This is a genomic window from Marinobacter sp. UBA2498 (assembly GCF_002341575.1).
In the GTDB taxonomy this organism is placed as follows: domain Bacteria; phylum Pseudomonadota; class Gammaproteobacteria; order Pseudomonadales; family Oleiphilaceae; genus Marinobacter; species Marinobacter manganoxydans.
The window spans coordinates 5,366-31,458 of the sequence record NZ_DDOI01000087.1 but is presented as its reverse complement, the minus strand read 5'-3'; the positions used below and the strand labels follow the sequence as shown (position 1 = coordinate 31,458).

The following is a 26,093-nucleotide window of genomic DNA, read 5'->3' as shown; positions in this document are numbered from 1 at the left end:
GAGCAGAACTTGGGCCCGCACATGGAGCAGAAATGCGCCACCTTGGCGGATTCCTTCGGCAGGGTTTCGTCGTGATAGGCGCGGGCCGTATCCGGGTCCAGACCAAGGTTGAACTGGTCTTCCCAGCGGAACTCGAAACGGGCCTTGGAGAGGGCGTTATCGCGGATCTGGGCGCCAGGATGGCCTTTGGCCAGGTCGGCGGCGTGGGCGGCGATCTTGTAGGTGATGATACCGGTTTTCACATCATCCTTGTTGGGCAGGCCAAGGTGCTCCTTGGGTGTGACGTAGCAGAGCATGGCACAGCCGTACCAACCTATCATGGCGGCACCAATGCCGGACGTGATGTGGTCGTAGCCGGGGGCGATGTCGGTGATCAGGGGGCCAAGTGTGTAAAACGGCGCTTCGTCACAGCATTCGAGCTGCTTGTCCATGTTCTCCTTTACCAGATGCATGGGCACGTGGCCCGGGCCCTCGATCATGCACTGTACGTCGTGTTTCCAGGCGATCTTGGTGAGCTCACCGAGGGTTTCCAGTTCGCCGAACTGGGCTGCGTCGTTGGCGTCGGCGATGGAGCCGGGGCGCAGGCCGTCGCCAAGGCTGAAAGAGACATCGTAGGCTTTCATGATTTCGCAGATGTCTTCGAAGTGCTCGTACAGGAAGCTTTCCTTGTGGTGAGCCAGGCACCATTTGGCCATGATCGAACCACCCCGGGAGACGATGCCTGTGGTGCGCTTGGCAGTCATAGGCACATGGTGCAGGCGGACGCCCGCATGGATGGTGAAGTAATCCACGCCCTGCTCGGCCTGTTCGATCAGGGTATCCCGGAAGATTTCCCAGGTCAGGTCCTCGGCCACGCCGCCGACTTTTTCCAGGGCCTGGTAAATCGGCACGGTGCCGATGGGTACCGGGGAGTTGCGGATGATCCATTCCCGGGTCTCGTGAATGTTCTTGCCGGTAGACAGGTCCATGATGGTATCGGCGCCCCAGCGGATGCCCCAGGTCAGTTTCTCGACTTCTTCCTCAATGGAGGAGCTGACCGCTGAGTTGCCAATGTTGCCGTTAATCTTCACCAGAAAGTTACGGCCAATGATCATCGGCTCGGATTCCGGGTGATTGATGTTCGCGGGGATAATGGCGCGGCCGCGAGCCACTTCGTCCCGGACGAATTCGGGGGTAATCTGGTCCGGCAGGCCCGCACCGAAGGACTGTCCGGGATGCTGGTCTTTCAGCAGACCCTGTTCCCGGGCCTCCTGCAGCTTCATGTTTTCACGGATGGCGATGTACTCCATCTCCGGGGTCACGATACCCTGCCGGGCGTAGTGCATCTGGGAAACGTTTTGGCCAGGTTTGGCCCGTAGCGGTTTTCGCTCGTCCATGAACCTCAGCGGGTCAAGCTGGGGGTCTTTCATGCGGCGGCGGGTGAACCCGGAAGAGTAGTCCGGAAGCTGCTCCACATCACCGCGTTCGGCGATCCAGGCGGCGCGGACTTGTTTGAGACCTTTACGAAGATCAATAGCAGCTTCAGGATCTGTGTACGGGCCGGACGTATCGTACACAACCACCGGAGGGTTCGGCTCGCCGCCCATCTCCGTGGGCGTGTCCTGCACGGTAATTTCCCGCATAGGTACCCGCAGATCGGATCGGCTACCCTGCACGTATACTTTTCGTGAGCCTGATAATGGTTTGATGGCGGCGGAATCCGCCGCTGCGGATTCACTGAGATAGGCTGGCAAGTCCGTCATGGTCTGCTCCCGGTATTGGAGGGTTGTCGGGTCGCGTATGACGGGCCTTCCGGTACGGAAGAGGCTGGAACCAGCACGTTTTGAATGGTCTTAATCCCTACGCCGGCATTATCCGGATCAGGTTGCGGGTTCCGCACTGCAATCTCAGCCAACCACCGGTTTTCGGTGTATCAGCACCCCGTCAAGACGCGAACTGCTCACAAAATGAGTGAACTCTGCAAGTGTAGAAGCGGAGGCGTTTATTGTCCATAATGAGCAACCAATACCTTTGGGTCACCGTCGGCACCGGCCCATACCTTGAATACAGGCCTTCCGAACCCCCTATCCAGATCAGGGATACCCGGAGATAGTTTGTCAGGAGAAGCAATGAATAAGCGTTTACTTCCAGGATTGATCAGCCTGCTCGCAGCCCAGCCTGCGTTCTCTCTGGATCTGATGGAAACCTATGAAAAGGCACTGTCCTATGACTCCGGCATTGCCTCGTCCCTGGCGCAGTTCCAGGCACAGCAGGCAACCAGCGATGTCAGCAAGAGCGCCCTGCTGCCCAAAATCTCGGCGGTTGGGTCAGCAAGCTACACAAGTTTCGAGCCCAAGAATATACCCGGGGGGGCAAACGCCGATGAGCTGACGCGGCAACTCTTCTCGGGAGACAGTTATCGAACCTACCGCTACGGCGTCGAGCTGACCCAGCCACTGTTCCGGGCTCAAGACTGGTTCAGCTACGAAGCCAGCCAGTTCCAGACCGAGGCGGCCGAGGCCCAGTACAACCTGGCCCAGCAACAACTGATTCTGGATGTGGCAACCGCCTACTTCGATGTCCTGCGCGCCAAGGACACCGTCACAACCGCAAAAGCGACTGAAACGGCCATCCAGCGCCAGTACGAACAGGCCCGGGAACGGTTTGACGTGGGGCTCATTGCCGTCACCGAAGTCTATGAAGCGCGTGCCAGCTACGACGATGCCAGGAGCCAGCGCATCGCCGCCGACAACGACCTGAATGTGGCCAGGGAACAACTGGCCCGGTTAACCGGAGAATATCCGGACGCCATGGAAAATCTCAGGCAGAATTTTCCGCTCGGGCGCCCGGAGCCCATGGATCCGACTTCGTGGGAAGCAACCGCGGTGGAGCAAAACTGGTCTATTCAGGCGGCCCTGAGGCAACTCAATGCCAGCGAAGCCAGCCTGAAAGCGGCAAAGTCCGGTCATTTGCCAACCCTTGAGCTGAGCGCCTCCTACCAGGAAACCAGTCTGGAGAACGCCCTTTTTACCCAGCAGGAGGGTAGCCAGTCCGTTGCCTCACTGTCACTGACCATCCCGCTCTACACGGGCGGCGGCACCCAGGCCGGCGCCCGGGAACAGCGTTCGCTGGTCACCGCCGCCGAACAGGACCTGAATACGGTGCGCCGGGACGTACGGGTGAATACCCGGAGCCTGTTCCTGACGGTCAACAACAATATAGAGACCGCTTCCGCCCTGGAACAGACCATCATCTCTCGCCGCAGCGCCCTCGACGCCACCCGCGCCGGCTATGAGGTTGGAACGCGAAATATTGTGGAAGTGCTGGATGCGGAACGGGCCTATTACGTAGCCCTGAGGGATTACGCCAACGCCCGCTATGATTATGTGATCAACTCGCTTCAGCTCAAACAGGCCGCCGGAATCCTGACCCCTCGGGATCTGATCGACCTGAACAACTGGCTGAGCGCCGCTGCCCCCGGGATCGAGGCTCTGGCCAACGAGGAAGAAACGCTGGACGATCCTACCCAGTAACCGCAAAGGCGGGTGAATCGGTTTACCCGCCTTTGCGGCCAGCCAGGCCTCAGACTCGTTCAATGATCCCGTCGACCACCTTATCCAGGGCTCCCCGGTTTTTATTGACCACCTCCAGGGCCCTGCGGCCGATGGCCTGGCGTTCTTCGTCATCACCGAACAGCAATGACACGTGAGCCGCCAGCTCATCTGCATCGGCGACCAGCTTGACACCCTTGTCATCAAGCAGTCGCTGGTAGATGGTTTCAAAATTGAAGATGTAGGGCCCTGAAAACACGGGAATACCCCAGCCAGCAGGCTCCAGGGGGTTATGCCCGCCGCGCTCGATTAACGATCCACCGACAAAGGCCAGATCACTGGCTCCGTACAGCATCATCAACTCGCCCATGGTGTCCCCGAGATAGACCTGCGCCTTGCAGGGGTCGTCCCCCAGTGACCGGCGGGCGAGTGCGAGCCCCTTCCGTACAGCTTTTTCGGCCACCGACTCAAAGCGATCCGGATGCCTCGGAACCAGAATCAGCAGGGCGTCTGGATGTTTTTCCAATACCTTAAGATGTGCCAGCAACAGCTGCTCATCCTCGCTGCCATGGGTGCTACCGGCAATCCAGACCGGCCGGCCGGCCAGGCTCTGCCTGAGGGCAATGGCCGCTGCCCGCACCTCATCCGGAATATCAACATCGAACTTGACGCTCCCCGTGACGGCCACCTTCGATGGCGCAACACCGATTCTCCGGAACCGGTCGGCATCCTTCTCTGCCTGGGCGGCGACCCAGCTGATGCTTTGCATGATAGGTGCCACAAGGCCCCGGATGCGCTCATACCCGCGCGCAGAGCGCTCGGAGAGGCGGGCGTTGATCAGAAACACCGGAACCCGACGAGCCCGGCACTGACGAATCATGTTCGGCCAAATTTCAGTTTCCATAATAACCAGTATCCGGGGCTTGACCCGGTCCAGGAACCGCCGGATGGCACCCGGCGTATCATAGGGCGCGTAGGCATACCGCACCTGATCACCAAACATCTTGCGTGCCTGGGCCAGCCCGGTGTCGGTCATGGCTGTCATCAGGATGGTGATACCCGGGTTCCGGGCCAGCAATCGTCGAACCATGGGCGCTGCCGCTATGGTTTCACCCACCGAGACAGCATGAACCCACACAACCCTGCCGCTAGCCCGGGGCACAATGCCCAAGCGCTGGTACCAGTTGCGCCTGAGTTCCGGAGCTCGACGTCCGTTCCACCACAGGCGCAGCAGAATGAACGGCAGAATCAGCCTAATAAGCTGGGAATAGATAAATTGCAGCACACAGGACTCCGGGCAAAACAGTGCGCTATCATAGCGCAAAACCTATTGATTTGCTTCCGATTGATGGTTTGGGCCATCGTACCACCACCGATAGATTCAGACTTTCCAGGACCGGCTTTACGTGAAAACGAAATACCGCAAAATTCCGCGAAACACCGATTACTCGGCCTACCGCCATCCCCGATGGTGGTCCACCTGGCTGGGAGTCTTTTTGATGTGGTGTGTGTCCCGGCTGCCAATACGCGTTCAGTGGTGGCTGGGCAAGCTGGCGGGACTTCTGGCGTTCCGCCTTGCCCGGGAACGTCGGCACATCGCCGAGGTGAACATTCGGCTGTGCTTCCCGGAGCTCACAGCCGCTCAGCAATCTGCACTGGTTCGGAAAGCGTTTATTGCCAATGGTATTGGCTTGCTGGAAATTGGCATCGCCTGGTTTCGTGATCCAGCCAAACTGACAGGCATCACACAGGTCCATGGCCTTGAGCATTTCGAGCACGCTCTTGCAGAAGGTAAAGGCGTTTTATTACTGGGAGGCCATTACAGTACTCTGGATCTCGGCGGGAGCCTGGTGACCGAGTTCATTGAAGCAGACGTGATGCAGCGGGACCATAACAACCCTTTGATGAACGCCGTGATGACGAGAGCCCGTGAACGCCGGTATGGCACCGTGCTCGGCGCCAGGGACCTTCGGGGCCTGTTTCGCAGCCTGAAGAAAAACCGGGCCGTCTGGTATGCCACCGATCAGGATTACGGCCGCAAGGATATTGTCTTTGCGCCCTTCTTCGGAATACCGGCGGGCACGATTACCGCTACGTCCAGGATCGCGGAGCGCAGCGGCTGCAAGGTCGTCCCGTTCAGTCATTTCCGACGTGACGATGGTCCGGGCTACGACATCTACTTCCATCCTGCCCTTGAGAGCTTTCCCAGCGGGGACGATCTTCAGGATGCAACATTGATCAACCAGACTATCGAGCGGGAAGTGCGGCGCGCCCCGGATCAATATCTGTGGATGCACCGGCGCTTCAAGACCCGCCCTGATGAAAACGATCCGGGACTCTACAAACGCCGGTAATAACGAACTCAGGCAACACGGAGGCCGGCAGCGCATGCCGGAACACCATGGCCAAACCCGAGCCCAGAACGCAGGATGCATCCACTCCGGTGGTGTGGCTTCTGACCGACAACAAGCCGGGTCACCGGAATCAGCTGAAGGGGCTTGGCAACCGGCTTCGCGTTCTGGCTGGGGCAAGCACCTACTGGATCGATGTTTCCCCCACAAAGGTACCTCTGTGGCGGGCATTGCTGGCCTCTTCGCCGCGTATGGAGGCGTCACTGCCTCGACCCGATCTTGTCATCGCGGCAGGGTCCGGTACGCATCGGTTACTGCTTGCGCTGCGAAAACGTCGCGGGACCCGAACGCTGGTCATCATGAAGCCCGCGTTTCCGCTGTCTCTGGTCAGCGGCGCCCTGATTCCAGCCCATGATCGCGTGCAGCCAGGCCCGCGGGTTCTGTTAACCGAGGGCGTTCTGAACACCATCACACCCCTGGCCAGAATCACCGAGAAACAGGAAGCGCTATTACTCATAGGCGGACCTTCACCGCACTTCGACTGGGACGACGATGTCGTCCTGGGCCAGATATCCCACCTGATCGGTCAGTACCCTGACTGGCGCTGGACCATCAGCACCTCACGGCGAACACCGGAGCCCCTGCAGGACCGCCTCGACGACATGGCCGGAGTGCGGATCACCGTTGTTCACCCCCAGCAGACCCACGAGGATTGGCTAAGCCATCAACTTTCCGCCTCACGGGCGGTCTGGGTGACTCCCGACAGCATGTCCATGGTTTGCGAGGCGGCAACCTCCGGAGTGCCAACGGGCCTTTTCGAGTTGGCGGCGAGACCCGGCAGCCGGGTCGTGGACGGAGTGGAACGGCTGGTCCGGGACGGCTATGTTGCCAAGTGGACGGATCACGCCAGCGTCATGGCCGGCAGGGCTGACCACGACCAGTCGCTCTGGGAAGCCAATCGCGCAGCCCTATGGGTCATCGAAAACGGGTTACTGCCAAAGAGCCACAAAACCAATCAACGCCTGCCCAAGGGGGCCCAGCCTTGAGAATTCTTCAGGCACTTCCAGCGCTGTACAGCGGCGGTGTAGAAAGAGGTACCGTAGAGTTCGCTGCCGACCTCGTCAAACGCGGCCACGAATCCTTTGTCGTCTCCAAGGGCGGACCCATGGCGGAACAACTGCGGGGACAGGGTTCAAAGCATATTTTCATGCCGATTCACCGGAAAAATCCGGCGTCCTTCGGGCAAATCCTGCCGATGCGAAAACTGCTTCTTGAACTGAAGCCGGACATCGTTCATGTCCGCTCGCGCATGCCCGCCTGGATTATCTTCCTGGCCCTGAAAAGCATCCCGAAACTGGAACGCCCGGCGGTTGTGTCCACATTCCACGGCATGTATTCGGTAACACCCTACAGCGCCATCATGACCCGCGCCGATCACATCATTGCTGTGTCCCAGTGTGTGCGGGACTACGTGATGAACAACTACCCCGTTCCGGCGGAGAAGCTGACGGTTATTCAGCGTGGTGTCGATGTGGATGCGTTCCACCAACGTGAACTTAGCCAGCAATGGCTGGACCGCTGGTTCCGTCAGTATCCGCAGCTTGCCGGCAAGAAAATCATCATGATGCCCGGACGGATTTCCCGCTGGAAAGGCCAACTGGATTTCCTGGCCATGATGGCGAAGCTGGTGCGCGAGCGGCCCGATTGCCATGGCATCATTGTCGGTGGCGCGGAGCCCGGCAAAGAGCACTTCCTGGATGAACTGGAAAAGGAGCGGGCACGCCTGGACCTGACCGACAAGGTCAGCTTTCTCGGCCAGCGCAATGACATGACCACACTGTACCTGCTCGCCGATGTGGTCTGCCATATGAGCACCAAACCGGAACCCTTTGGCCGGACAGTGACCGAAGCCCTCGCTTCGGGAACACCGGTCGTGGCCTATAATCGTGGCGGGGCGGCGGAAACACTGCAGGCGTGCTTCCGGGAAGGCCTGGTGGCGCCGGATAACGTGGATGAGTTCGCACAGGCCGTTTCCCGGATGTTGGATGCCGGGCCTCCGGCCATTGAGATCCCCTACCGATTCCGCCTGGAGGCACAGACAGAAGCGAGCCTGGCCGTTTACGAAACGGTGCTGCAGAATACCGCAGGCCGATCATGACCTCACCGCCCCGGTTAACGATCGCCCTTCTGATTGCCACGCCCGGCACAACCTGGGGCGGCATGGAAAAACACACCGCCGATCTGGCAGCCAACCTGGCCAGACGGGGGCATTGCGTCCATGTAGTGGCTCACAAAGACTACCGGGATAGATTTCATTCCGGCATCCACTTTCATGCGCTGCCCGTTCAACTGGGGCGACGGAACCTCTGGCTCCAACTGGCCCTCCGCCGGCGACTTCGAGAAATAGCACCTGATATTCTGCACGCCCAAGGCAACAAGGCTGCACAACTCGCGGCGAAAACCGGAAACCTTGTCCGCGTGCGAATCGGCACGGTGCACGGCACCAAGTCCAACCATAAGGCATTTGATCGACTTGATGAGGTCATTGCCGTAAGCCCCCAAATTCTGGCAGCCCTGCGACATCCCCGAAAACACTTGATCTATAACGGCGTGAACTGCAAGGGCCAAGGAATTAAAACTGACGACGGCCCGAAGCTACCGTCAGGAGTCACCAATGTCATCGCCGTGGGACGACTCGAAACCGTTAAAGGTTTTGATGCGCTGATCCGAGCATGGGCCATGCTCGGCGACTCCACTCATCGCTGCCATCTCACTATTTTCGGCGAGGGCAGCCAACGGTCACAGCTGGAAAAGTTCATCCGTCAGTCTAAACTGGAACAGTCGGTCACTCTGGCAGGGTTCAGGGAGGATCTGGCGCCCGTCTATGACAAGGCCGAATTGACGGTGATCAGTTCCGAACGGGAAGGCTTTCCCTATGTACTGGCGGAGTCCCTTCTCAGTGGTTGCCCAGTGGTCTCCACTCCGGTGTCCGGACCGCGGGATATTCTTCCAGAATCGTCTCTCAGCGCAGGGCATCGGGATCGGGACCTTGCCGAACTGATAACACGAGCGCTCTCTGATCTGGAAACACTGAAACAGAGCGAGCAGCCCGCCATGGATTTTGCCCGTAAAACTCTCACGATCAACGCCATGGGGGAGCAAACGGAAGCGCTGTACCTGAGGGCAATGGGCGAGCAACGAGGCACCTGATGTCCGCTGTATTCGGCAGAGACCTACCGGGTATTTTCCCTCTCAAATTCGGATAGCATCTGCATCTCCCGAGCCTTGGCCAGGCGCATGAAGTTCCTGTTGGCTGCGGTAATGGCAACGCTTAGACCAAACCAACCGTTCAGGATCTGGCGGTGCAGCAGGTAATATTTCAGGAACTTCAGGGGAAACTCGGCAAACAGGCGGGGGCTGGAAATTCGCCGTCCCTTTGCGGCGATAAAGCGGGCCTGCTCCGTCGACAACTGGCAGTACTTGCGCTCCATCTGCTCCAGAGAAATCAGCGTGCGGTGCAACACATCGCCCTTTAAATCCACAACCCGGCCAGCCTTCACCTGCGGCCGGTCATTGTTGCTGTCTTTTTCGGGCTCAATCACTGCCTTGTTACGATTGTAGAGCCTGAGGATCTTCTTCGATTTATCATGGCGGAACGGATGCCGGGGATCCGGCTGGGACAGCACCCAGCGCATCCGGAATCCCGCAATGGCCGGGTCAATCGGCTTTGAAAACAGGTCCTGGATGTTGGCCACAAGCTCGTCCGATAGCACCTCATCCGCATCCAGGTCCAGCACCCAGTCATTACGACAAAGGCTTGCAGCAAAGGCTTTCTGGCAGGCAAACCCCTGCCAGTCGTTATGAACAAAACGGGCACCCGCCGCTTCAACAATGTCACGGGTTCGGTCAATACTTCCGGAATCGACTACGATAATCTCATCAACCCAGCCGGAAACCTTTGCAAGGGATTCCGGCAATCGCAGTTCTTCATCCTGGGTGATGTAATAAACGGATAACGGTAGCTTCATCAAAATTCCTGGTATCGGACAATCAGTTTACGGACTGGTCAAAACAATATCATGGTTGCCTTATGATAAGATGGCTCGCCTGATTTTGATGTTTTTCTTGGCATTCTTTAACTCAAGCCCGGAGTGTACAGATGATTCACCCCGTCATTATGGCTGGCGGTACCGGCTCACGCCTTTGGCCGATGTCGCGCCAGCTGAATCCGAAGCAGTTCCTGAAACTGACCAACGGCCCCCTGTCGATGTTGCAGGCCACCGTTGCGCGGCTTGAGGGCATGGACGCAGCAAACCCTCTTCTGATCTGCAACGAGGAACACCGGTTCCTGGCTGCGGAACAAATGCGGCAATCCGGCCACGAGGATACGCGGATCATTCTGGAGCCCTGTGGCCGGAATACGGCGCCGGCGATTGCCTTGGCAGCGCTGCAGCTGACCGAGGCTGCAGAAAACGGTGCCGATGATCCCCTGATGCTGGTGCTGGCAGCCGACCACCTGATCAAGGACGTCACCGCCTTTCAGGAAGGGGTGAAGAAAGCCATTCCGCTGGCGCGGGAAGGGAAGCTGGTCACCTTCGGCATTGTCCCGAACCATCCTGAAACTGGCTACGGCTACATTCATCGTGGCACCGAGCTGGGCCCTGACAGCTACCTGGTGGACAAGTTTGTCGAAAAGCCGGACCAGGCGACCGCCAATGGTTACCTCGATTCCGGAGAGTACCTCTGGAACAGCGGAATGTTCCTGTTTGGTGCCCGTCAGTACCTCGAGGAGCTGGAAGCCCATCGCCCTGATATCCTGGCCGCGTGCCGTGCCGCCATCGCAGACACCGCCGATGACCTGCACTTCACGCGAATCAACGCCGAACGCTTCGCCGAATGCCCGTCAGACTCGGTGGACTACGCCGTCATGGAGAAGACCGACAAGGCCGCCGTGGTTTCCCTGGATGCCGGCTGGAGCGATATTGGCTCCTGGTCCGCGCTATGGGAAGTCAGTGACAAGGACGCGGCCGGCAACAGCCTGACCGGCGACGTGATCACCCATAACACCGCCAACACGCTGATCCGTGCCGATAGCCGGCTGGTGGCCACCGTTGGTGTGGACAACCTGGTGGTTATCGAAACCAAGGATGCCCTGCTGGTCGCCCATAAAGACAGTGTTCAGGACGTCAAAACCGTGGTGGAACGGATAAAAACCGATGGCCGCCACGAACACATGAACCATCGGGAAGTCTACCGCCCCTGGGGCGTCTACGATTCCATCGACAACGGTGCCCGCTATCAGGTCAAACGCATCACTGTGAAACCCGGCGCCAAGCTCTCCGTGCAGATGCATCACCATCGCGCCGAGCACTGGATCGTGGTAAGCGGCACGGCCCGGGTCACCAACGGCGAGAAAACCTACCTGGTCACCGAGAACCAGTCCACCTACATTCCGGTTGGTCAGGTGCACTCGTTGGAGAATCCGGGCGTCATCGACCTGGAACTGATCGAAGTTCAGTCCGGCTCTTACCTGGGTGAAGACGACATTGTTCGTTACGAGGATCGGTACGGTAGGAAATGAGCAAGCTCAAGTATTTCATCATCGCCGGGCTGCTCAGGATTGCCGGCTGGCTATCCCTTGCCGGCGCCCAGAGGGTAGGTCGTTTCGTCGGTTATCTGGTATGGCGATTGCCCACCAAATCTCGCCAGGTAACCGACATTAACCTGTCCATTTGCTTCCCCGAACTTTCAGACACCGAACGCGCGGTTATGTCAAAGAGATCCCTGGCCCAGACCGGCATGACCATGCTCGAGGTGCCCTTGATGTGGGAGTGGCCGGTGGAGAAATGCCTTGGCCTGATCCGGGAAACCGAAGGCCTGGATCTTATCGACGAGGCCATGGCCGGCGACAAAGGCCTGATTCTCCTGGCGCCGCACCTCGGTAACTGGGAGCTGGCCGGGTTGTTCTTTTCCTCACGCTACAAAATGGCAGCGCTCTATAGTCCGCCGAATATGCCCGAGTTCGAGGACTACATGATCAAGGTACGCGGGCGACTTGGCTCGGAGCTGGTCCGGGGCGACCGCCGCGGCCTGGCCAGGCTCGCCTCGATTCTTCGGGAAGGCGGGGTTGCCGGAATCCTGCCGGACCAGTCGCCCCGCGGAAAGGGCAACGCCTTTGCGCCTTTCTTCGGCATGGAAGTGAAAACCATGACTCTCGTATCCAAGCTGATTCAGCGCACCGGTGCCAACGTGCTGATTACTTATGCCGAGCGCCTGCCCGACGCTTCCGGGTTCCGGATCGTTGTACGTGAGACCGGCCCGGGCCTCGGTGACAAGGATCCTGTTGCCGCGACCAGTGCCATGAATCAGGCGATTGAGCAATGCGTGCGAGAGATCCCCGAGCAGTATCAATGGGAATACAAGCGTATGCGCCATCGGCCGCCCGGCGAAATCAACCCCTATAATCCGGACCGAGTATGTTGAACCCCAGACTCGCCTTTCATGCGCTGCTGATCATCGGGCTCGGCGGCGCGCTCCTGTCCTCAAGCATCCTGGCCGGCGCGACTCTCTTGCTTGCGATTGCCGGAATGGTGCTCAGTGCCCGCAAATCTTTGTATAAAGACGGCTGGGACAAACCCAAAGAGCTCAGGCTGCTTCACTTTTCCTTCTGGTTCTTCGTGCTGGTGAGTTTTCTGTCCTGGGCCCTTGAAGGGTTTGATTACGAGGGTGGAAAAACCCTTGGCACGCACGCCCGGTTCATCCTGTTCTGGCCCCTGATTGTTGCCATCAGCTATGCAAGGATTGGCGCCCGCACGACTTTCGCCGCCATCGGACTGGTGGCCGTGTCTATCATCGGGATTTTTCTGGTGACCATTGCTGCCCGCCAGGGCGCGCTTGGTCAGGTCTTGAATTCCCGTTTTGGCGGTGGAATCAACCCTATCAGCTTTGGCAATCTCGCCCTCCTGGGGGGCATGTTGACGATCGTCGCTGCCATGTTTTTTGTCCGGGAAAAACGGGGGGGCCTGGCGGTACTGTTTTTTATCGGTGGAACGGCGGCCGTTCTCATTTCCATGTTGTCGGAAACCCGCAGCAATCTGGTCGCTCTACCCTTCCTTCTGATTGCTTTGACACCGCTAGTCGGTAAAAGACTTCGAATTGCCGGATTGATTGTTGTGCCAATGCTCGTCGCCGGCGCGATTATTACCAGCGACCGCATGTCCAGCTCGCTCAATGGACTGCTGCATGATGGCCAACTGGACTCCGGCATGGAAATTCGCCTGGAGGTCTGGGGGCAGGCGCTGAATATGCTCAGAGAAAGCCCCTGGTCGGGCGCTGGCCTTGGTGGCTATACCCACCGCATAGAATCGGAAGTTGCCGCGGGCAATCTGCCAGAGCATTTCCTGGACTGTTGCACGGGGCATGCGCATAACGATCTGCTGAACAATGCCGCAACAAGCGGTATTCCCGGCATTCTCAGCTGGGCCCTGCTTATTTTCATTCCGCTGGCCATCTTTGGCAGAAACCTGTCCAGCCCCCACGCAGCCACGGCGCACCTTGCGGCGGCTGGCTGCATGGTATCCCTTGGATACTTTTTCTTTGGTCTGACCGAAGCCACCTTCAATCGGACTTTGTTCCTCACCTTCTATCTGCTGGCTGTTAGCTCCATCGCCTCGGCCATGTTTACAGAGTTGAGTGCGTCCTATGTTCGAAACAGGGCCCGCAAGGTGTCTGCCACTATCATCACGAAAAACGAAGAAGACCACATCACCGACTGCTTGAAGTCCGCAAGGCTGGTTGCCGACGAAATTATTGTCCTGGATAGCGGCAGTACTGACAGAACGGTGGAACTGGCCAGAGAGCTGGCAGATGTTGTCGAAGTCACAGACTGGCCTGGCTTTGGCATCCAGAAACAGCGAGCTCTCGAGAAAGCGACAGGAGAGTGGGTGCTGTCACTGGATGCCGATGAGCGTGTCACACCGGAGCTGGCAAGGGAGATCAACGATCACCTGGCCGATCCCGACGCGGACGCCTACAAGCTTCCCTGGGCAGTAACGATTTACGGCAGCCGCCTGGATTTCGGACGCAGCGGCCGAGCCCCGCTCCGGCTGTTCCGTCGCGAGGGAGTAAGCTTTTCGGACGCCCTCGTCCACGAGCGGATACTGATTCCGTCCGGACGCAAGATCAAAACCCTGAGGGGCCGCCTGACACACTATACACACAGGGATTTCGGCCACTCGCTGGAAAAAAGCGCCAAGTACGCCTGGCTTGGCTCACTGGAGAAACATCGCAAAGGCAAGAAGACCCGCACCATGATCTACCCCACCCTGCGGGGCCTGATGACGTTCGTGCAGGTGTACTTTATTCGGTTCGGGTTTCTGGACGGTGCTGTGGGCTATCTTACCGCTGTGACGTACGCACAGGTGACTTTCAACAAGTATGCCGGGTTATGGACTCTGGACCGGCCGGCCCGCTTTGAAAAGTCGTGACCCCCGAAGGAGCGTCGTTTCCACGCCGACGCTCCCGAACATACGCCTTAATTCGTCATAGTAAGGGAGCCGGGCGCCCAGAGCGGCATCATCGATCTGGAACACCCGGATTTCCGGGAATATCTTTTTCAGGGTAAACAGAGCGGTTGAAGCAAAGCTGTAGAAAGCGAGATAGATTTCCCCGGACAGAGCCACTTCGACCTCGATCGGACGACCGGCCTGCCGTATCTCGAGCGGAAATTCTGCCAGCAAAGCCTCCAACTCTTCCCGGCTTTCCTTTCGGTGCATGAAGTACACCACGCGGCTATTAGGATGACGTTCCACCACGTGCTGAATCTGCAGTGTCAATTGCTGAGGCCGATCCTCACCACCAAAGGGCTGTCCAAGAAAACCGACCACAGGGGCCTGAGTATTATCACGGTCAGAGGTTTTGAAGGTGCTGCGAAACACCGGAAAATCATGAACCTGTACCTGAACAAGCTCTGAGCTCGGTAGCGGAAAAAACGTGAAGAAAGCGATCACCTCCGGAACCACGCGATGAATCCGGATTCCCATGGTTCTCAGAAGCCGTTTTTTTGCTGGTGAAATCCGGGAGGCAATACCCTCGTCGTGAATGGCATGGTAGTACGTCACTGTCGCCAGGCCGTCATCCACGAAAATCAGCTGCTCGCTATCGAACCCCCGATAAAATACTTCGTGGATCCAACTGGATTTGTTCCCGATAAATAGCCGTTCAATGTGGCGTCGTGAAAGGCTCTTGGCAACCGCACCCAGACGAAGGTAAAAGGAACTTTTTTTCAGATAGATAGTTTCAATGCCTTGCCAGCCAAGAGCCTCGGCCAGGAAGGCCATCTGTTCCTCGGTCTCCCGGTTATCAGGCCTGGCAATGACAAGAAGTGTTGTTTCAGCGCTGCAGCCATAGAGGTAACGAGCCTCGGAGCAATTGATCAGTTGCAGGGGCGTACTCGCAACAAAGACATTGGTTGGGCTTGCGGCGCTGATCAAATCGTTCGCTTCCTAGTCGGGATCTTCACTTGGTCTACCCTGAGCTTTCCGGTGCCATGCGTGCAAGTTCCTTCCGCAACCGGCGCCGGACTTTCAGTTTGCGCAACAGGTTTATCGGCTTTGGCTTGAGTTGGCTACGCTTGTTGATCAGGAAATCCTCGACCGCATCAAGAACCCGCTTGCTGGAACGACCATCCCGGAAACTGTGCAACTGGTCGCAAAGAGCTCGCGTTTCTGTCATCAGCGGATCGGGATACTGCACCGCCTCTTCCAGAGCTTTCTCAACGCCCGCCACTTCCTGGACATCGATCAGATAAGGCCCCGGCATTTTGGTTCTGAATGTGACCACCGGGCGATCCAGGAACATGAACTCGAACATGATGGACGAGGTGTCGCAGAGCATCACATCAGCCTGCGGCAGCAGAGGCAGCAGATCTTCATCGCTTTCGACAAAGCGAAGGTTCTCGCCGCTCAGATTGCGATACTGATCCACAACCGCCGGATCCATCTTCGGATGAAGCGTTACAATGAACTTCCAGCGACCACTTCTGGAGAGCTCGCCGATCTTCTCCACCAGATCCGGAGCTGACGTAACGGACCGGCTGAACGTTGAAGCGTAAAAAACAACCGGCAACTCATTTTCCAGGCGGTTTCTCTTCCCGATTTCATTCCGCGACAGCAATGAATCGAGCTTTGGCCAGCCTGTGTGAGCAACCCCGAAATGCTGGTACCGCTCGGCCAGTTCACGGAACTTTTCCGTGTCTTTAAGGGCATGCGTACAGTAAAGATCAAACCATCCCCGAATTCGGTAATGGTCGCTTTCATCTTCGCTGCTATGGCCCCGTTTGTTGCGCGCCATGCCATGGAATACCTCAACCTTGATTCCGGGAAAAAAGTAAGGCACCCAATCACCGGGAACGAAGGTCGCATCCGCGTTGTAGTCCATGACCTCTTTTACGGAAACGAGACGGCGCTCATCGGCCTGAAGTGGAGCCGTTGAGCACCCCGCAATGAACCAGGCCGCCTCATCACCCCGGCGACGAATCTCGTCCTGCAAGGGGCGCAGGATGGAATAAGAATAAGGTTGGTTTACAAAAAACAGGTACCGGCGCATTCAAGCCCTGCCCGTCAGCGATTTGTATAGCTCACCCGTCTCAGTGACGGTCTGTGAGGTGTGAAAATGCCGGGCTATCCGTTGCCTCGCAGCCTGCCCAAGAGAGGCCGCCAATTCACGATCGCGGTAAAGCCGCTCAATAGCCGCTGAAAGCCCGGGAGCATTTTTCGGTTCAACCACAATACCGCTGACGCCATCTTCCACCAGCTCCGGCATACCGCCAACACTGGTCACTACCGGCGTCACTCCGTAGACCATCGCCTCGATGACCGCACGGGGCAGACCTTCCCTTTCCTTCGAGGGAAGCACAAACACATCACTGGCCGCCGCTATGGCCGGCGCATCGTTGCGGTAACCCGTAAAGTGAATCCGCTCGGGGTGAGAGGTGGCAGCGGCCTGCGCCTGAATCTCTTTGTTATCAATAACGTCTCCCACCAGCAGCAAATGTATATCTACATCCTCAGGCAGCTTATCGATCGCTTCAATCAGGTCATCGAAGCCTTTTCTCGGGGTATTTCTCCCGGTGCAGCACACCACGAAGGCATCTTCCGGAACACCAAACTGTGTCAGGTCGGCCTTGGGCGATTGATACCAGTCCAGGTCGTGCCCTTTGTAGATTCTCTGAAGCTTCCGTTCAGGAATGTGCATCCACAGAAACCGGAGGCTGGCCAGGTAATCCTTGATGGCATCAGCGACACAGACAATCTTGCTGACGCGAGGATGCAGGAAGGTAATCCAGGATTCCGGATTGAGAAAACTGATGTTACCGATCACACCGCGATAGGCGACGATCTTGATATCCGTGCCCCGGGAAGCCCGTAATCCGCAGGCCAGGGCCCGGGGATTATAGGCATGAATGACCTTGTAGTTTTTCTTGGCCAGTTGTTGGCGGATGGACTCGGTGCCCTCTTTGTCAAAGCGGTTCTTCAAGGCCATGGGGCAGGCAACCATGCCCTCGTCAACAAGACGCCGATAGTTCCGGCCCTTGGGGTTACACATGACGTCGACGTCGAACCCGGCCTTTCTGAGCCCGATAAAGAGTTCAGTCTCCGGACGATCACAGGCATCCGTAAGACAAAGTATCGACGGAAGCGATCCGCCCTGTTGTGGATTGGTCAAGTGGCCATTCCCCTGTTGTATCCGTTCATGAAATAACTCCAGGCTTTTGCCCGTGCGTCTTCTCCGGCCACCTTTACCAGCGATCGCGAGAAGCGATCAAGATTGGCCTCTTTCCAGCGCGCCGGGGCACTGCCAGTCATCAACCTGCTCTTGTCGAAATCAATCAGAAAGTATTCGTTGCCCCGGACCAGTACATTGAAGCAGTTCAGGTCCGCATGCATGACGCCGGCGTCGTGAAATCGACGAATGGTTTCTCCAATGGACGTCCACGCCTCATTGTCCAGCTCCGAGATAAGGTCAGCCAGGGGCGTGGTATTCTCCAACCGTTCAATGATGATGGCGGCCCGGTACTGAATTGGCGACAGTTTGCGATACCAGGCCGCAACAGGACAGGGTACGGGAAGCCCCTGGCTAACCAGTTTGTTGAGCAACCGGAACTCTGCAAAGGACCGCACATGCTCCTCGCCGGTGAAGGCATAGGCGTATCGCGCAAATTTCGCCATCAACCCGCCCCGGCGATATTCTCGAAGCACCAGTCTGTCCTCTCCGGCCTGCAAAAACCAGGCGCCGCCGCGGCCCCCGCTGCTTACCGGGCGGGCTTGATTGCCCCAAGAGGCGGAATTGAACCAGTCCTCGGTAACCCTGCCCTCGTAATCCGGGTGAATCAGCATTGCCGAAGACCTTTCCCGGATACAGATTTCAGACTCCACCATGCTGGGTCCCCGGTCACCGAAATTGAAAGAAGGCACGTACTACCCACTCACGCCGGGACTGAAACGCGCGAGTAAGTTAGAATGGCGGCCAGTTTACCAATGATTGCCGACAAAGCTCCACAGCACCAGGCCACAACCTGAACCGGATCAATATCTGATGAACTCCATCTGCATTCTTCGTCTGTCCGCCATCGGCGACGTGACTCACGTAATACCTGTCGTGCTGAGCCTCCAGGAGCAGCTTCCCGGCGTGAAGATCACCTGGGTTATCGGCAAGATCGAAGCCAAGCTGGTTGGCGATCTGCCCGGCGTTGAATTCATTATTTTCGACAAAAAGGCCGGTCGCAAAGGCTACGCTGAGCTTCGCAGACAAATGACGGGGCGCAAGTTTGACGCGCTGCTTCACATGCAGGTGGCTTTCCGAGCCAACCTCGCCGCTGCCTGCATTCCGGCCAGAGTCAGGATTGGCTATGACAAGGCCCGCAGCAAGGATCTTCACAGCCTGTTTATCAACCACCGGATCAAACCGGCACCGAAGCAGCACGTGCGAGACTGCCTTGCCAGCTTCCTCGAACCTTTGGACCTCAAGGCCGCGCCGCCGCGCTGGCAGATTCCGTTGAAGGATTCAGACCATGAGTTTGCGCGTGAGCAACTGGCTAATGACCGCAAAAACCTTGTAATAAGTCCGTGTGCCAGCCACACACTGCGTAACTGGCCCGCTGAGCGTTACGCACAGCTGGCCGATCACGCAATTCAGAAGCACGGCATGAAGGTGATTCTGGTGGGCAGCCCCGCCCCGTTCGAGGCAGAGTACTGCGCCGCCATCGAAGCCGCAATGAAGGAAAAAGCGCACAACATCTGCGGCAAGGACACCCTGAAGCAACTGACAGCGTTAATGACCCATGCCGACCTCGTGGTAGCGCCCGATACTGGGCCGGCACATATCGCCAGTGCGGTGGGCACCGATGTCCTTGGGTTGTTTGCCGCAAGCAATCCTTACCGCTCCGGGCCCTATAATTCTCTGGACTGGTGTGTGAACCGGTATCCTGAAGCACTGGAGAAGTTTACCGGCAAAACGGTGGAACAGGCCCGGTGGGGGGCGAAAGCAGAGTTCGAGGGGGCGATGGACCTGATCACGGTTGCAGATGCCACGAATATGCTGGATCGTTGGGTTGAAGTGAACCCGGTGGCCAAAGCTGAAAGCGGGGTCAGATGAAAGCGTTCATCTGACCCAAAATTTCACTTCCGTGCGGTGTAGTCCTGGTAGGACTTCTCTTCCACGAAACGAGACCCCAGGGCCAGGTTGACCTCTTTTTTGATCGCAGCGCGCTTGTCATTGGTGACGTATACAGCGCGTGCCAGCTCAATAAATCTCGCGCCAAAGTCCTGGGCGGCTTCCTGATCCCGAATATCGTCTTCAATCACCCACAGCTCTTCGTTGACCGCTTTCAGCTGCTTGCGGAGATCGGCGATTTCAGCAGCCTTGTCCTTTACTGCCTCGTCCCAGGTAGCGCTCAGCTCATCAAGCTCAAGCCGGACATTCTTGACCTTGGTTTCATCCTTGATGCGCTCGGACTTGATTTCGAGAATGGTGATTTTGTCCAGCACCTCGCCAAAAGATACCGGTACCTTGATAACGTCTGCCATTTGCTCGTCCCGCCAGTAAACAGGGTGTGTTAAACAACAAAGCCGCCGGGCTGAAACAGCAAACGGCGGCCTGCGATTATTCTGGAATCAGCCTTTTACGTGGGTCAGCCAACCGCTGTGCTCAGCCAGCTTACCCTTGACTGCATCAAAGTACATAGCCTGGAGCTTCTCGGTCACCGGGCCACGCTTGCCGGCACCGATCACACGGCCATCCAGTTCGCGGATCGGCAGCACCTCGGCCGCTGTGCCTGTGAAGAAGGCTTCATCGGCGATGTAGACCTCATCGCGGGTAATCCGGCGCTCCTTGATCGGAATGTTGAGCTCACGCGCAAAATCCATGATCGTGGCACGGGTAATACCCTCCAGGCAGGAGGTGAGTTCAGGCGTATGCAGCACACCATCACGCATGATGAAAATGTTTTCTCCGGAGCCTTCGGCAACGTAACCTTCGTTGTCCAGCAGCAGGGCTTCCTCGGCACCACCGGAAATGGCCTCGTTCAGGGCCAGCATCGAGTTAATGTAGTTGCCGTTCGCCTTGGCCTTGCACATGGTGATATTGACGTGGTGGCGCGTGTAGGAGGACGTGCGCACCTTGATCCCCATTTCCTTCGCTTCCGGTGACATGTAGGAAGGCCAGCTCCAGGCCGCAACCATTACGTGCACCTTTAGGTTATCAGCCCTGAGCCCCATACCCTCGGAACCGAGAAACGCCATTGGGCGGAGGTAGGCTTCGTCAAGATTGTTTTCCCGAACCGCCGCACGCTGGGCCTCGTTGATCTCGTCCTTGCTGAACGGCATTTTCATGTTCAGAATGTGGGCGGAACGGAAAAGACGATCCGTGTGCTCTTTCAGGCGGAAAATGGCCGGGCCATTCGCGGTGTTGTAGGCCCGCACACCTTCAAAACAGCCCAGGCCGTAATGCAGGGTGTGAGTAAGGACGTGGGTCTTGGCATCCCGCCAGGGAACCATCTCACCATCCATCCAGATAACGCCATCGCGATCAGCCATCGACATTCTTCATTGCTCCTAAAAAAGCGTTTTTCGAGGGAACCGGCATTCTAGCAGGAAAATCTGCCGGAATTGAATTTGCCTCAGGCCTCAATCATCACTTTTTTCCACATGGCACGGATGTAGTCACGCTCCTCTGTGAAGGCATCGCCATCGACCTGGCTATTGAGGTTCTGGAGCGCCCGTCGGTGGATGGTGGAGCGAAGGGCGATGAAGGTTTCCCTGAGTTTTTCGGCATCTTCCACAGCCATCACCCCGGCGCGCCCCAGCTCCTCCATCTGGCGAATGTTATCGGACCACTGGGTCAGCTCCGGGTGCTCAGCGGACCACGCCAGCATCAGGTACTGGACGATAAACTCGATATCAACGATGCCGCCGGTATCATGCTTGATATGAAACACCTCGTCCTGCCGGCTTTCCGGCGTGGCCAGACTGGCCCGCATCTTCTCCCGCATTTCGACCACTTCGTTCCGGAGTTTCTCACGGTCACGGGGCTGACAAAGGATCTCGTGGCGTATGGATTCAAAAGCTTCAAGGGTCTCCGTGCATCCGGCAACACCCCGGGCCCGGGCAAGCGCCTGATGCTCCCAGGTCCAGGCGTCCTCGCGCTGATATTTTTCGAAGGCCTGCAGAGTACTGACCAGCAGCCCGGAGTTACCGGACGGCCTCAAGCGCATATCAACCTCATAAAGCTGCCCCGAGGGCGTCTGGGTGTTGAGGATGTGGACGATCCTTTGCCCAAGCCGCGTGTAAAAAACCGCATTGTCGATGGGCTTTTCACCGTCGGTGGCCAGCTCCGGATCAGCTTTGTGCACAAACACCAGGTCAAGATCGGAGGTATACCCAAGCTCTATACCACCCAGCTTGCCATAGCCAATGATGGCGAAATCGGTCTCGCAGGCGGAACCATCTTCCCTTCGTGGGTAGCCGTGGCGGCTGACCAGATTGGCGAAGGCCACATCCACCACGTGGTCCAGGACCACCTCGGCGATCCAGGTCAGGTAGTCACTGACCTTCATCAACGGCAGAGTACCTTTGAGCTCCGACGCCGCTACCCGCAGGATATGGGCTTTCTTGAAATGCCGCAGTGACTCCATCTGCTCTTCCAGATCCTCAAACGGAATCCGAAGCATCTGCTGGCGCAAATCATCCTGCAATTCTGCTTTCGCGGGTGGGCTGTACAGGCTCTCGGCGTTCAACAGCTCATCCAGCAGGAGCGGTGTTTCCGCCAGCTGCCTGGCAATCCAGGGGCTCTCACTGCACAACCGCACCAGTTGGGTACAGGCGCCCGGATTTTCCAGCAGCAACACCATGTAGGCCGTGCGACGCAGTATGGCTTCCACCAGCTGCAACACCCTGGACAGGGTCTCGGACGGGTTATCAACCTGGGTGAGCGCCTCAAGCAGCATGGGCATGAACTGATTGAGTCGCCGGCGCCCCTGGGTCTGTAGATTCTGAACAGTCCTGTTTTCACGAAGTTCAGCCAGCTCCGCCAACGTAGCACCGGGGTCTTCATAGCCCCGTGATTTGAGCCAGTCGGCGGCGGCCGCCTCTTCCATTTCGGAAAGCCAGAGCTCGAACCACCCTTCTTCGAGGGCCCCCTGCCCCTCATCTTCGTCATCTTCCGTGGTAATAATGTTGGAAAAATGCGTGGCGACCCGCTCCCGGTGTTCTCTGAGGCACTGTTCGCACGCCTGCCAGTTCTCGAAATCCATAATTGTGGCGACCCGTGCCCGGGACAGCTCATCTTCCGGCAGCAACTGGGTTTGCTTGTCTTCCATACCCTGGAGCGCATGCTCCAGGTTTCTGAGAAACACATAGGCGTCGCGCAGTTCACGGACCACCGGTGAAGGCAATAGCTCCAGTTCTTCCAGCTCCTTCAGGATCACCAACAGCTCCCGCCGCTGGAGTTCCCGGTCACGACCACCGCGGATGAGCTGGAACGCCTGGACCACAAACTCAATCTCACGGATACCGCCGCTGCCGAGCTTGATATTGTTTTCCAGTCCCTTGCGGCGTACTTCGCGGCCGATCATGGCTTTCATGCTGCGAAGGGATTCAAAAGCGCTGAAATCGATATACTTCCGATAGACAAAGGGGCGCAGGCTTTCCATGAGAACCTTCCCCGCCCTCTGATCGCCGGCGACCACACGGGCCTTGACCATGGCATATCGCTCCCAGTCCCGCCCCTGATCCTGATAGTAGGTTTCGAGCGCAGCAAAGCTCAGAGCCAGGGCACCGCTCTGGCCGTAAGGCCGCAGGCGCATGTCCACACGGAAAACGAATCCGTCCGCGGTTATCTGGTCGAGGGCCTGGATCAGCCGCTGACCCAGACGGACGAAAAACTGCTGATTGTCGAGGGAACGTCGGCCACCAACGGTTTCGCCCTTTCCGGGGAAGGCAAAAATCAGGTCGATGTCTGAGGATACGTTCAACTCCCGGCCACCAAGCTTGCCCATGCCCAGGACAACCATCTTCTGGTCGGACTCTTCGCCGGTGACCGGATCAGCACCTCGAGGCGTGCCATATTGCTCGCAGGCGTCCTGGTACAGCCAGTCAAGGGCGCCTTCAATGCAGATATCGGCAAACGCGCTGGTCGCCGCCATGGTTTCGGCCAGATCGGCCCAGCGCATCAGATCCCGCCAGATAATCCGGAACTGGGACTCCATGCGAAATTGCCTGAGGGCCGAGTGCAGTGCCGGCTCGCCATCGACGCCTGCCAGATAATCCTGCCATCGGCTCTGGAGATATTCAGGGGTCGTGGGCTCCGTGAGTAAACGGGACGCCAGCAGGGGCTGAACCTGCTCTGGATGACGCTCCAGAGTCTGGCGCAGGAAGAGGCTGCGGGAGATCGCAGTAGCGACCACAGCGTCATCCATGCCCTCTGGAGAGGTCAACCAGGCCGGAACCCCTTCCGGGAACACTGATTCCCAGCACCCGGCGACATCATCCGCCAGCGGTTTCGGAAGGCTGTGCCATGGCTCGGACATAATGCAAACCCCTGTCTCTCTGTTATATTTCGGGTACTGTATAACGAACTTACCCGCAACTGAACAGGCCGCAGACACGGATGCAACGAAACCGCCGCCCACTGAATCCGGAGCATCAGCAAACTCACCTGCCCATGGGCGGGATGATTCGGAGCCGGATGAAGCGCCTCTTTGCGATCCTGGGAACACTGCTATTGGTGCAGGTCCTGATCATCTGGGCGGTCGAGGACCTGGAACTATTCGAAGCCGCCTGGCTGACCATGACCACGCTGGTAACGGTCGGCTATGGCGATTACGCACCCCAGACGATGATCGGGCGGTTCAGCACCATTGTGCTGATGTTTATCTCCTCAATTACGCTGCTGACACTGATCGTCAGCGACTATATCGAATACCGGTTCTACCGCCGGGAACGTATTTTGTCGGGAAGGTGGATCTATAAAATGAATAACCACATCATCATCATTAACACGCCCCAGCACGGCGGCGACCAGTATTTTATGAGATTTGCTTCCCAGATTCGGGAGATTCCAGGGTACGAAACCATTCCAATCATGATTCTGACCCGGAAGTTTCCAATGGGGCTACCCACCGAGCTCTCGGACATCGGGGTGGTGCATCACCACGGAGCAGGCTTTGATCCAGAGGCGCTGAAGGCCGTCCATGCAGGCAGCGCGAGGCATATCATTGTGCTGGCCGCAGACGAAGCGGACCCATTTTCAGACAGCCTGACGTTCGATATTGCCCACCGCCTCACAGAAATCAATCTGGGCCATCGCACCATTGTCGAGTGTGTAAACGACCAGAACCGTGGGCGCTTCAAATCCCTCGGAGTGCGCATTGTGCTCCGCCCAGTGAGAACATACCCGGAGATTATGGTTCGTTCTGTGGTTGCACCCGGTTCCGAGAAAGTGCTGGAAGATATGTTCAACTACGAGCATGACCACCCTCATCGTTATGACTTGCAGCTGGACGACCTGAATTGGGCCGACATCGTAAGCGCTCTGGTACGCCATGGCATTGGCACCGCTCTCGCCTACATTGATGAAGATGACGAGGTTATCTGTCATCCGCCAACCAACGAAGAAATCGAAGGCAAGGGGCTGATAGTACTGGTTAAATCTTCTGAAACACCGGAGGTCTCTGTGGTGCAGGAAGCACTGGAGCGGTACCGGGCATTCCTGAAGCAGTGGCGCGCCCATTCCGCGGATCAGGAAACCGGCGATTACTGACCGGCAGTGGCAAGCTGTAACTGGAGGACACCCAACGTCGTGGAGCCTTCAGCGAGATCACGAATTGCAGCGCCCGTGGCCAGATCAGACATCACACACTCCCAGAGTTCACCGCACCCTGCGGCGCCAGCCGCATTTGCGACGCGCGACAGGTCGTATTCCTGTGCAGGAAACGGCTGATCCAGCAACCAACAGACACTCAAGGCCTGAAGGAATTCGGTAATGGAAAGCGCCTCGCTTTTACGCGCCGGCTCCGGGTGATACAGGCCCGCCAGAAAATAGCCCTGCTCGGCCTTACTGACCAGATTCAGGAAAACCGGCACTTCCCTGGCCAGCTCGAGCGCCCAAGCCACCAGCTTGCTGTCGTCCCCACTCTTGAGCTCAAACTCCACCTCGTGGAGCGGCCACCTGGCATCATTGCCGGCCACAGTGCCGGAATCGACTGCTATCTCAATGGAAGTCTGCCCTTCTTCCAGCCAGAGCACCTGGCGCTGAAAGTTGGTTTCAAACACAATCTGGAGCCGGCTGAGGTCCAACCCGGCATTCAGCGGTGTGTCTTCCAGTAACGACAAAGCCAGTTCAGGACTGGATACAGGCCACTCCCACTCCTCGCGTCGGTGGGCGCCATCAACGAATTCGCCCCGGGTTTTCAGGGTCTGGATATAGTCATCACCTGCTTTGCGAACCCTCAGCGCAGCTTTGGCTCGATTCAGATCGGCATTGGGCGTGTCGAAATAGTGATTGATCAGGGATTTGGTTTTTCCAGCTCGGACTTCAGGAAGTGAGGAAAGCCACTTTAAAGCCTGTGCCTGTGCGGCCTCAGAAACACTGAGCTTGATTTCCAGTTCGGTTGCCATGCCAATGCCTTATTTTTCGGGATTCATAAACGCAAAAAACC

At 57.6% G+C, this 26,093-nt stretch carries 21 protein-coding genes and 1 riboswitch; of the genes, 10 read left to right on the top strand and 11 right to left on the bottom strand.

The genetic code is table 11. The annotated features are described in order from the left end of the window. Positions 1-1,742: phosphomethylpyrimidine synthase ThiC (thiC, locus tag B2W52_RS12205; RefSeq protein ID WP_286803272.1), on the bottom strand; the 1,742-nt coding region annotated here is incomplete at its 3' end. 77 nt (positions 1,743-1,819) lie between these two features. Continuing rightward, positions 1,820-1,933, bottom strand: a riboswitch (TPP riboswitch). Between the two features lie 175 nt (positions 1,934-2,108). Here thiC and B2W52_RS12200 point away from each other — a divergent pair. Next, positions 2,109-3,512, top strand: a complete 1,404-nt coding sequence (locus B2W52_RS12200) for a TolC family outer membrane protein (RefSeq protein WP_286803270.1) — start codon at positions 2,109-2,111, stop codon at positions 3,510-3,512. Positions 3,513-3,561: 49 nt separating this feature from the next. Here B2W52_RS12200 and waaA read toward each other — a convergent pair whose 3' ends face one another. After that, the gene (gene waaA / locus B2W52_RS12195; RefSeq protein WP_286803268.1) at positions 3,562-4,815 is read right to left on the bottom strand and encodes a lipid IV(A) 3-deoxy-D-manno-octulosonic acid transferase; all 1,254 of its coding nucleotides are present in this window, start codon (positions 4,813-4,815) and stop codon (positions 3,562-3,564) included. Between the two features lie 121 nt (positions 4,816-4,936). Between waaA and lpxL the strand changes: the two genes are divergently transcribed. The 4 genes from lpxL to B2W52_RS12175 are packed head-to-tail and all read left to right on the top strand — an operon-like array spanning position 4,937 to position 9,091. Beyond that, the gene (gene lpxL / locus B2W52_RS12190) at positions 4,937-5,884 is read left to right on the top strand and encodes an LpxL/LpxP family Kdo(2)-lipid IV(A) lauroyl/palmitoleoyl acyltransferase (RefSeq protein ID WP_273017800.1); all 948 of its coding nucleotides are present in this window, start codon (positions 4,937-4,939) and stop codon (positions 5,882-5,884) included. 47 nt (positions 5,885-5,931) lie between these two features. Beyond that, the gene (locus B2W52_RS12185; protein WP_273069921.1) at positions 5,932-6,927 is read left to right on the top strand and encodes a mitochondrial fission ELM1 family protein; all 996 of its coding nucleotides are present in this window, start codon (positions 5,932-5,934) and stop codon (positions 6,925-6,927) included. Next, positions 6,924-8,039 carry a glycosyltransferase family 4 protein gene (locus B2W52_RS12180; protein ID WP_286803264.1) on the top strand — a complete coding sequence of 372 codons (1,116 nt, stop codon included), beginning with the start codon at positions 6,924-6,926 and terminating at the stop codon, positions 8,037-8,039. Before B2W52_RS12185 ends, B2W52_RS12180 begins: the two co-directional genes overlap by 4 nt. Continuing rightward, positions 8,036-9,091, top strand: coding sequence for a glycosyltransferase (locus B2W52_RS12175; RefSeq protein ID WP_273017797.1), 1,056 nt, complete (start codon positions 8,036-8,038; stop codon positions 9,089-9,091). The genes B2W52_RS12180 and B2W52_RS12175 overlap by 4 nt, the downstream gene beginning before the upstream one ends. A 23-nt stretch (positions 9,092-9,114) precedes the next feature. Here B2W52_RS12175 and B2W52_RS12170 read toward each other — a convergent pair whose 3' ends face one another. Beyond that, a complete protein-coding gene (locus B2W52_RS12170; protein WP_008170849.1) occupies positions 9,115-9,909 on the bottom strand; it encodes a glycosyltransferase family 2 protein in 795 nt (264 codons plus the stop codon). Between the two features lie 131 nt (positions 9,910-10,040). On the opposite strand from B2W52_RS12170, the gene B2W52_RS12165 reads away from it, so the two are divergent. The 3 genes from B2W52_RS12165 to B2W52_RS12155 are packed head-to-tail and all read left to right on the top strand — an operon-like array spanning position 10,041 to position 14,367. Beyond that, complete coding sequence (locus B2W52_RS12165; RefSeq protein ID WP_053114337.1) at positions 10,041-11,462, top strand: mannose-1-phosphate guanylyltransferase/mannose-6-phosphate isomerase; 1,422 nt, start codon at positions 10,041-10,043, stop codon at positions 11,460-11,462. Beyond that, positions 11,459-12,364: a lysophospholipid acyltransferase family protein gene (locus B2W52_RS12160; protein WP_008170855.1), complete on the top strand. Its 906-nt coding sequence runs from the start codon at positions 11,459-11,461 to the stop codon at positions 12,362-12,364. Before B2W52_RS12165 ends, B2W52_RS12160 begins: the two co-directional genes overlap by 4 nt. Beyond that, the gene (locus B2W52_RS12155; protein WP_286803259.1) at positions 12,358-14,367 is read left to right on the top strand and encodes a glycosyltransferase; all 2,010 of its coding nucleotides are present in this window, start codon (positions 12,358-12,360) and stop codon (positions 14,365-14,367) included. Before B2W52_RS12160 ends, B2W52_RS12155 begins: the two co-directional genes overlap by 7 nt. Here the strand turns inward: B2W52_RS12155 and B2W52_RS12150 are convergent. Genes B2W52_RS12150 through B2W52_RS12135 form a run of 4 tightly spaced genes read right to left on the bottom strand, consistent with a single transcriptional unit; the run spans position 14,326 to position 18,318 of the window. Then, positions 14,326-15,372, bottom strand: coding sequence for a polysialyltransferase family glycosyltransferase (locus B2W52_RS12150; RefSeq protein WP_273069928.1), 1,047 nt, complete (start codon positions 15,370-15,372; stop codon positions 14,326-14,328). The two genes, B2W52_RS12155 and B2W52_RS12150, sit on opposite strands and share 42 nt — an antisense overlap. A 34-nt stretch (positions 15,373-15,406) precedes the next feature. Continuing rightward, positions 15,407-16,486, bottom strand: a complete 1,080-nt coding sequence (locus tag B2W52_RS12145; protein WP_273069929.1) for a CDP-glycerol glycerophosphotransferase family protein — start codon at positions 16,484-16,486, stop codon at positions 15,407-15,409. After that, on the bottom strand, positions 16,487-17,605 hold the full coding sequence (locus B2W52_RS12140) for a glycosyltransferase family 4 protein (RefSeq protein WP_273069931.1): 1,119 nt from the start codon (positions 17,603-17,605) through the stop codon (positions 16,487-16,489). It lies immediately after the preceding gene. Continuing rightward, positions 17,602-18,318: a 3-deoxy-D-manno-octulosonic acid kinase gene (locus tag B2W52_RS12135; RefSeq protein ID WP_092032920.1), complete on the bottom strand. Its 717-nt coding sequence runs from the start codon at positions 18,316-18,318 to the stop codon at positions 17,602-17,604. Before B2W52_RS12135 ends, B2W52_RS12140 begins: the two co-directional genes overlap by 4 nt. A 157-nt stretch (positions 18,319-18,475) precedes the next feature. Between B2W52_RS12135 and B2W52_RS12130 the strand changes: the two genes are divergently transcribed. Beyond that, entirely contained in the window at positions 18,476-19,534 is a 1,059-nt protein-coding gene (locus tag B2W52_RS12130; protein ID WP_273069933.1) for a glycosyltransferase family 9 protein, read from the top strand. Between the two features lie 23 nt (positions 19,535-19,557). On the opposite strand, the gene B2W52_RS12125 is transcribed toward B2W52_RS12130, so the two are convergent. From B2W52_RS12125 to glnE, 3 genes are all read right to left on the bottom strand, one after another. After that, positions 19,558-19,965: a DUF6165 family protein gene (locus tag B2W52_RS12125; RefSeq protein WP_008170872.1), complete on the bottom strand. Its 408-nt coding sequence runs from the start codon at positions 19,963-19,965 to the stop codon at positions 19,558-19,560. An 87-nt stretch (positions 19,966-20,052) separates the two neighbouring features. Continuing rightward, a complete protein-coding gene (locus tag B2W52_RS12120) occupies positions 20,053-20,979 on the bottom strand; it encodes a branched-chain amino acid transaminase (protein WP_008170880.1) in 927 nt (308 codons plus the stop codon). A 77-nt stretch (positions 20,980-21,056) separates the two neighbouring features. Further along, positions 21,057-23,963, bottom strand: a complete 2,907-nt coding sequence (gene glnE / locus B2W52_RS12115; protein ID WP_273069934.1) for a bifunctional [glutamate--ammonia ligase]-adenylyl-L-tyrosine phosphorylase/[glutamate--ammonia-ligase] adenylyltransferase — start codon at positions 23,961-23,963, stop codon at positions 21,057-21,059. Positions 23,964-24,043: 80 nt separating this feature from the next. Between glnE and B2W52_RS12110 the strand changes: the two genes are divergently transcribed. Beyond that, on the top strand, positions 24,044-25,195 hold the full coding sequence (locus B2W52_RS12110; protein ID WP_008170884.1) for an ion channel: 1,152 nt from the start codon (positions 24,044-24,046) through the stop codon (positions 25,193-25,195). Here the strand turns inward: B2W52_RS12110 and B2W52_RS12105 are convergent. Further along, positions 25,189-26,052: a CYTH domain-containing protein gene (locus tag B2W52_RS12105; RefSeq protein WP_008170885.1), complete on the bottom strand. Its 864-nt coding sequence runs from the start codon at positions 26,050-26,052 to the stop codon at positions 25,189-25,191. The two genes, B2W52_RS12110 and B2W52_RS12105, sit on opposite strands and share 7 nt — an antisense overlap. Positions 26,053-26,093 lie beyond the last annotated feature (41 nt).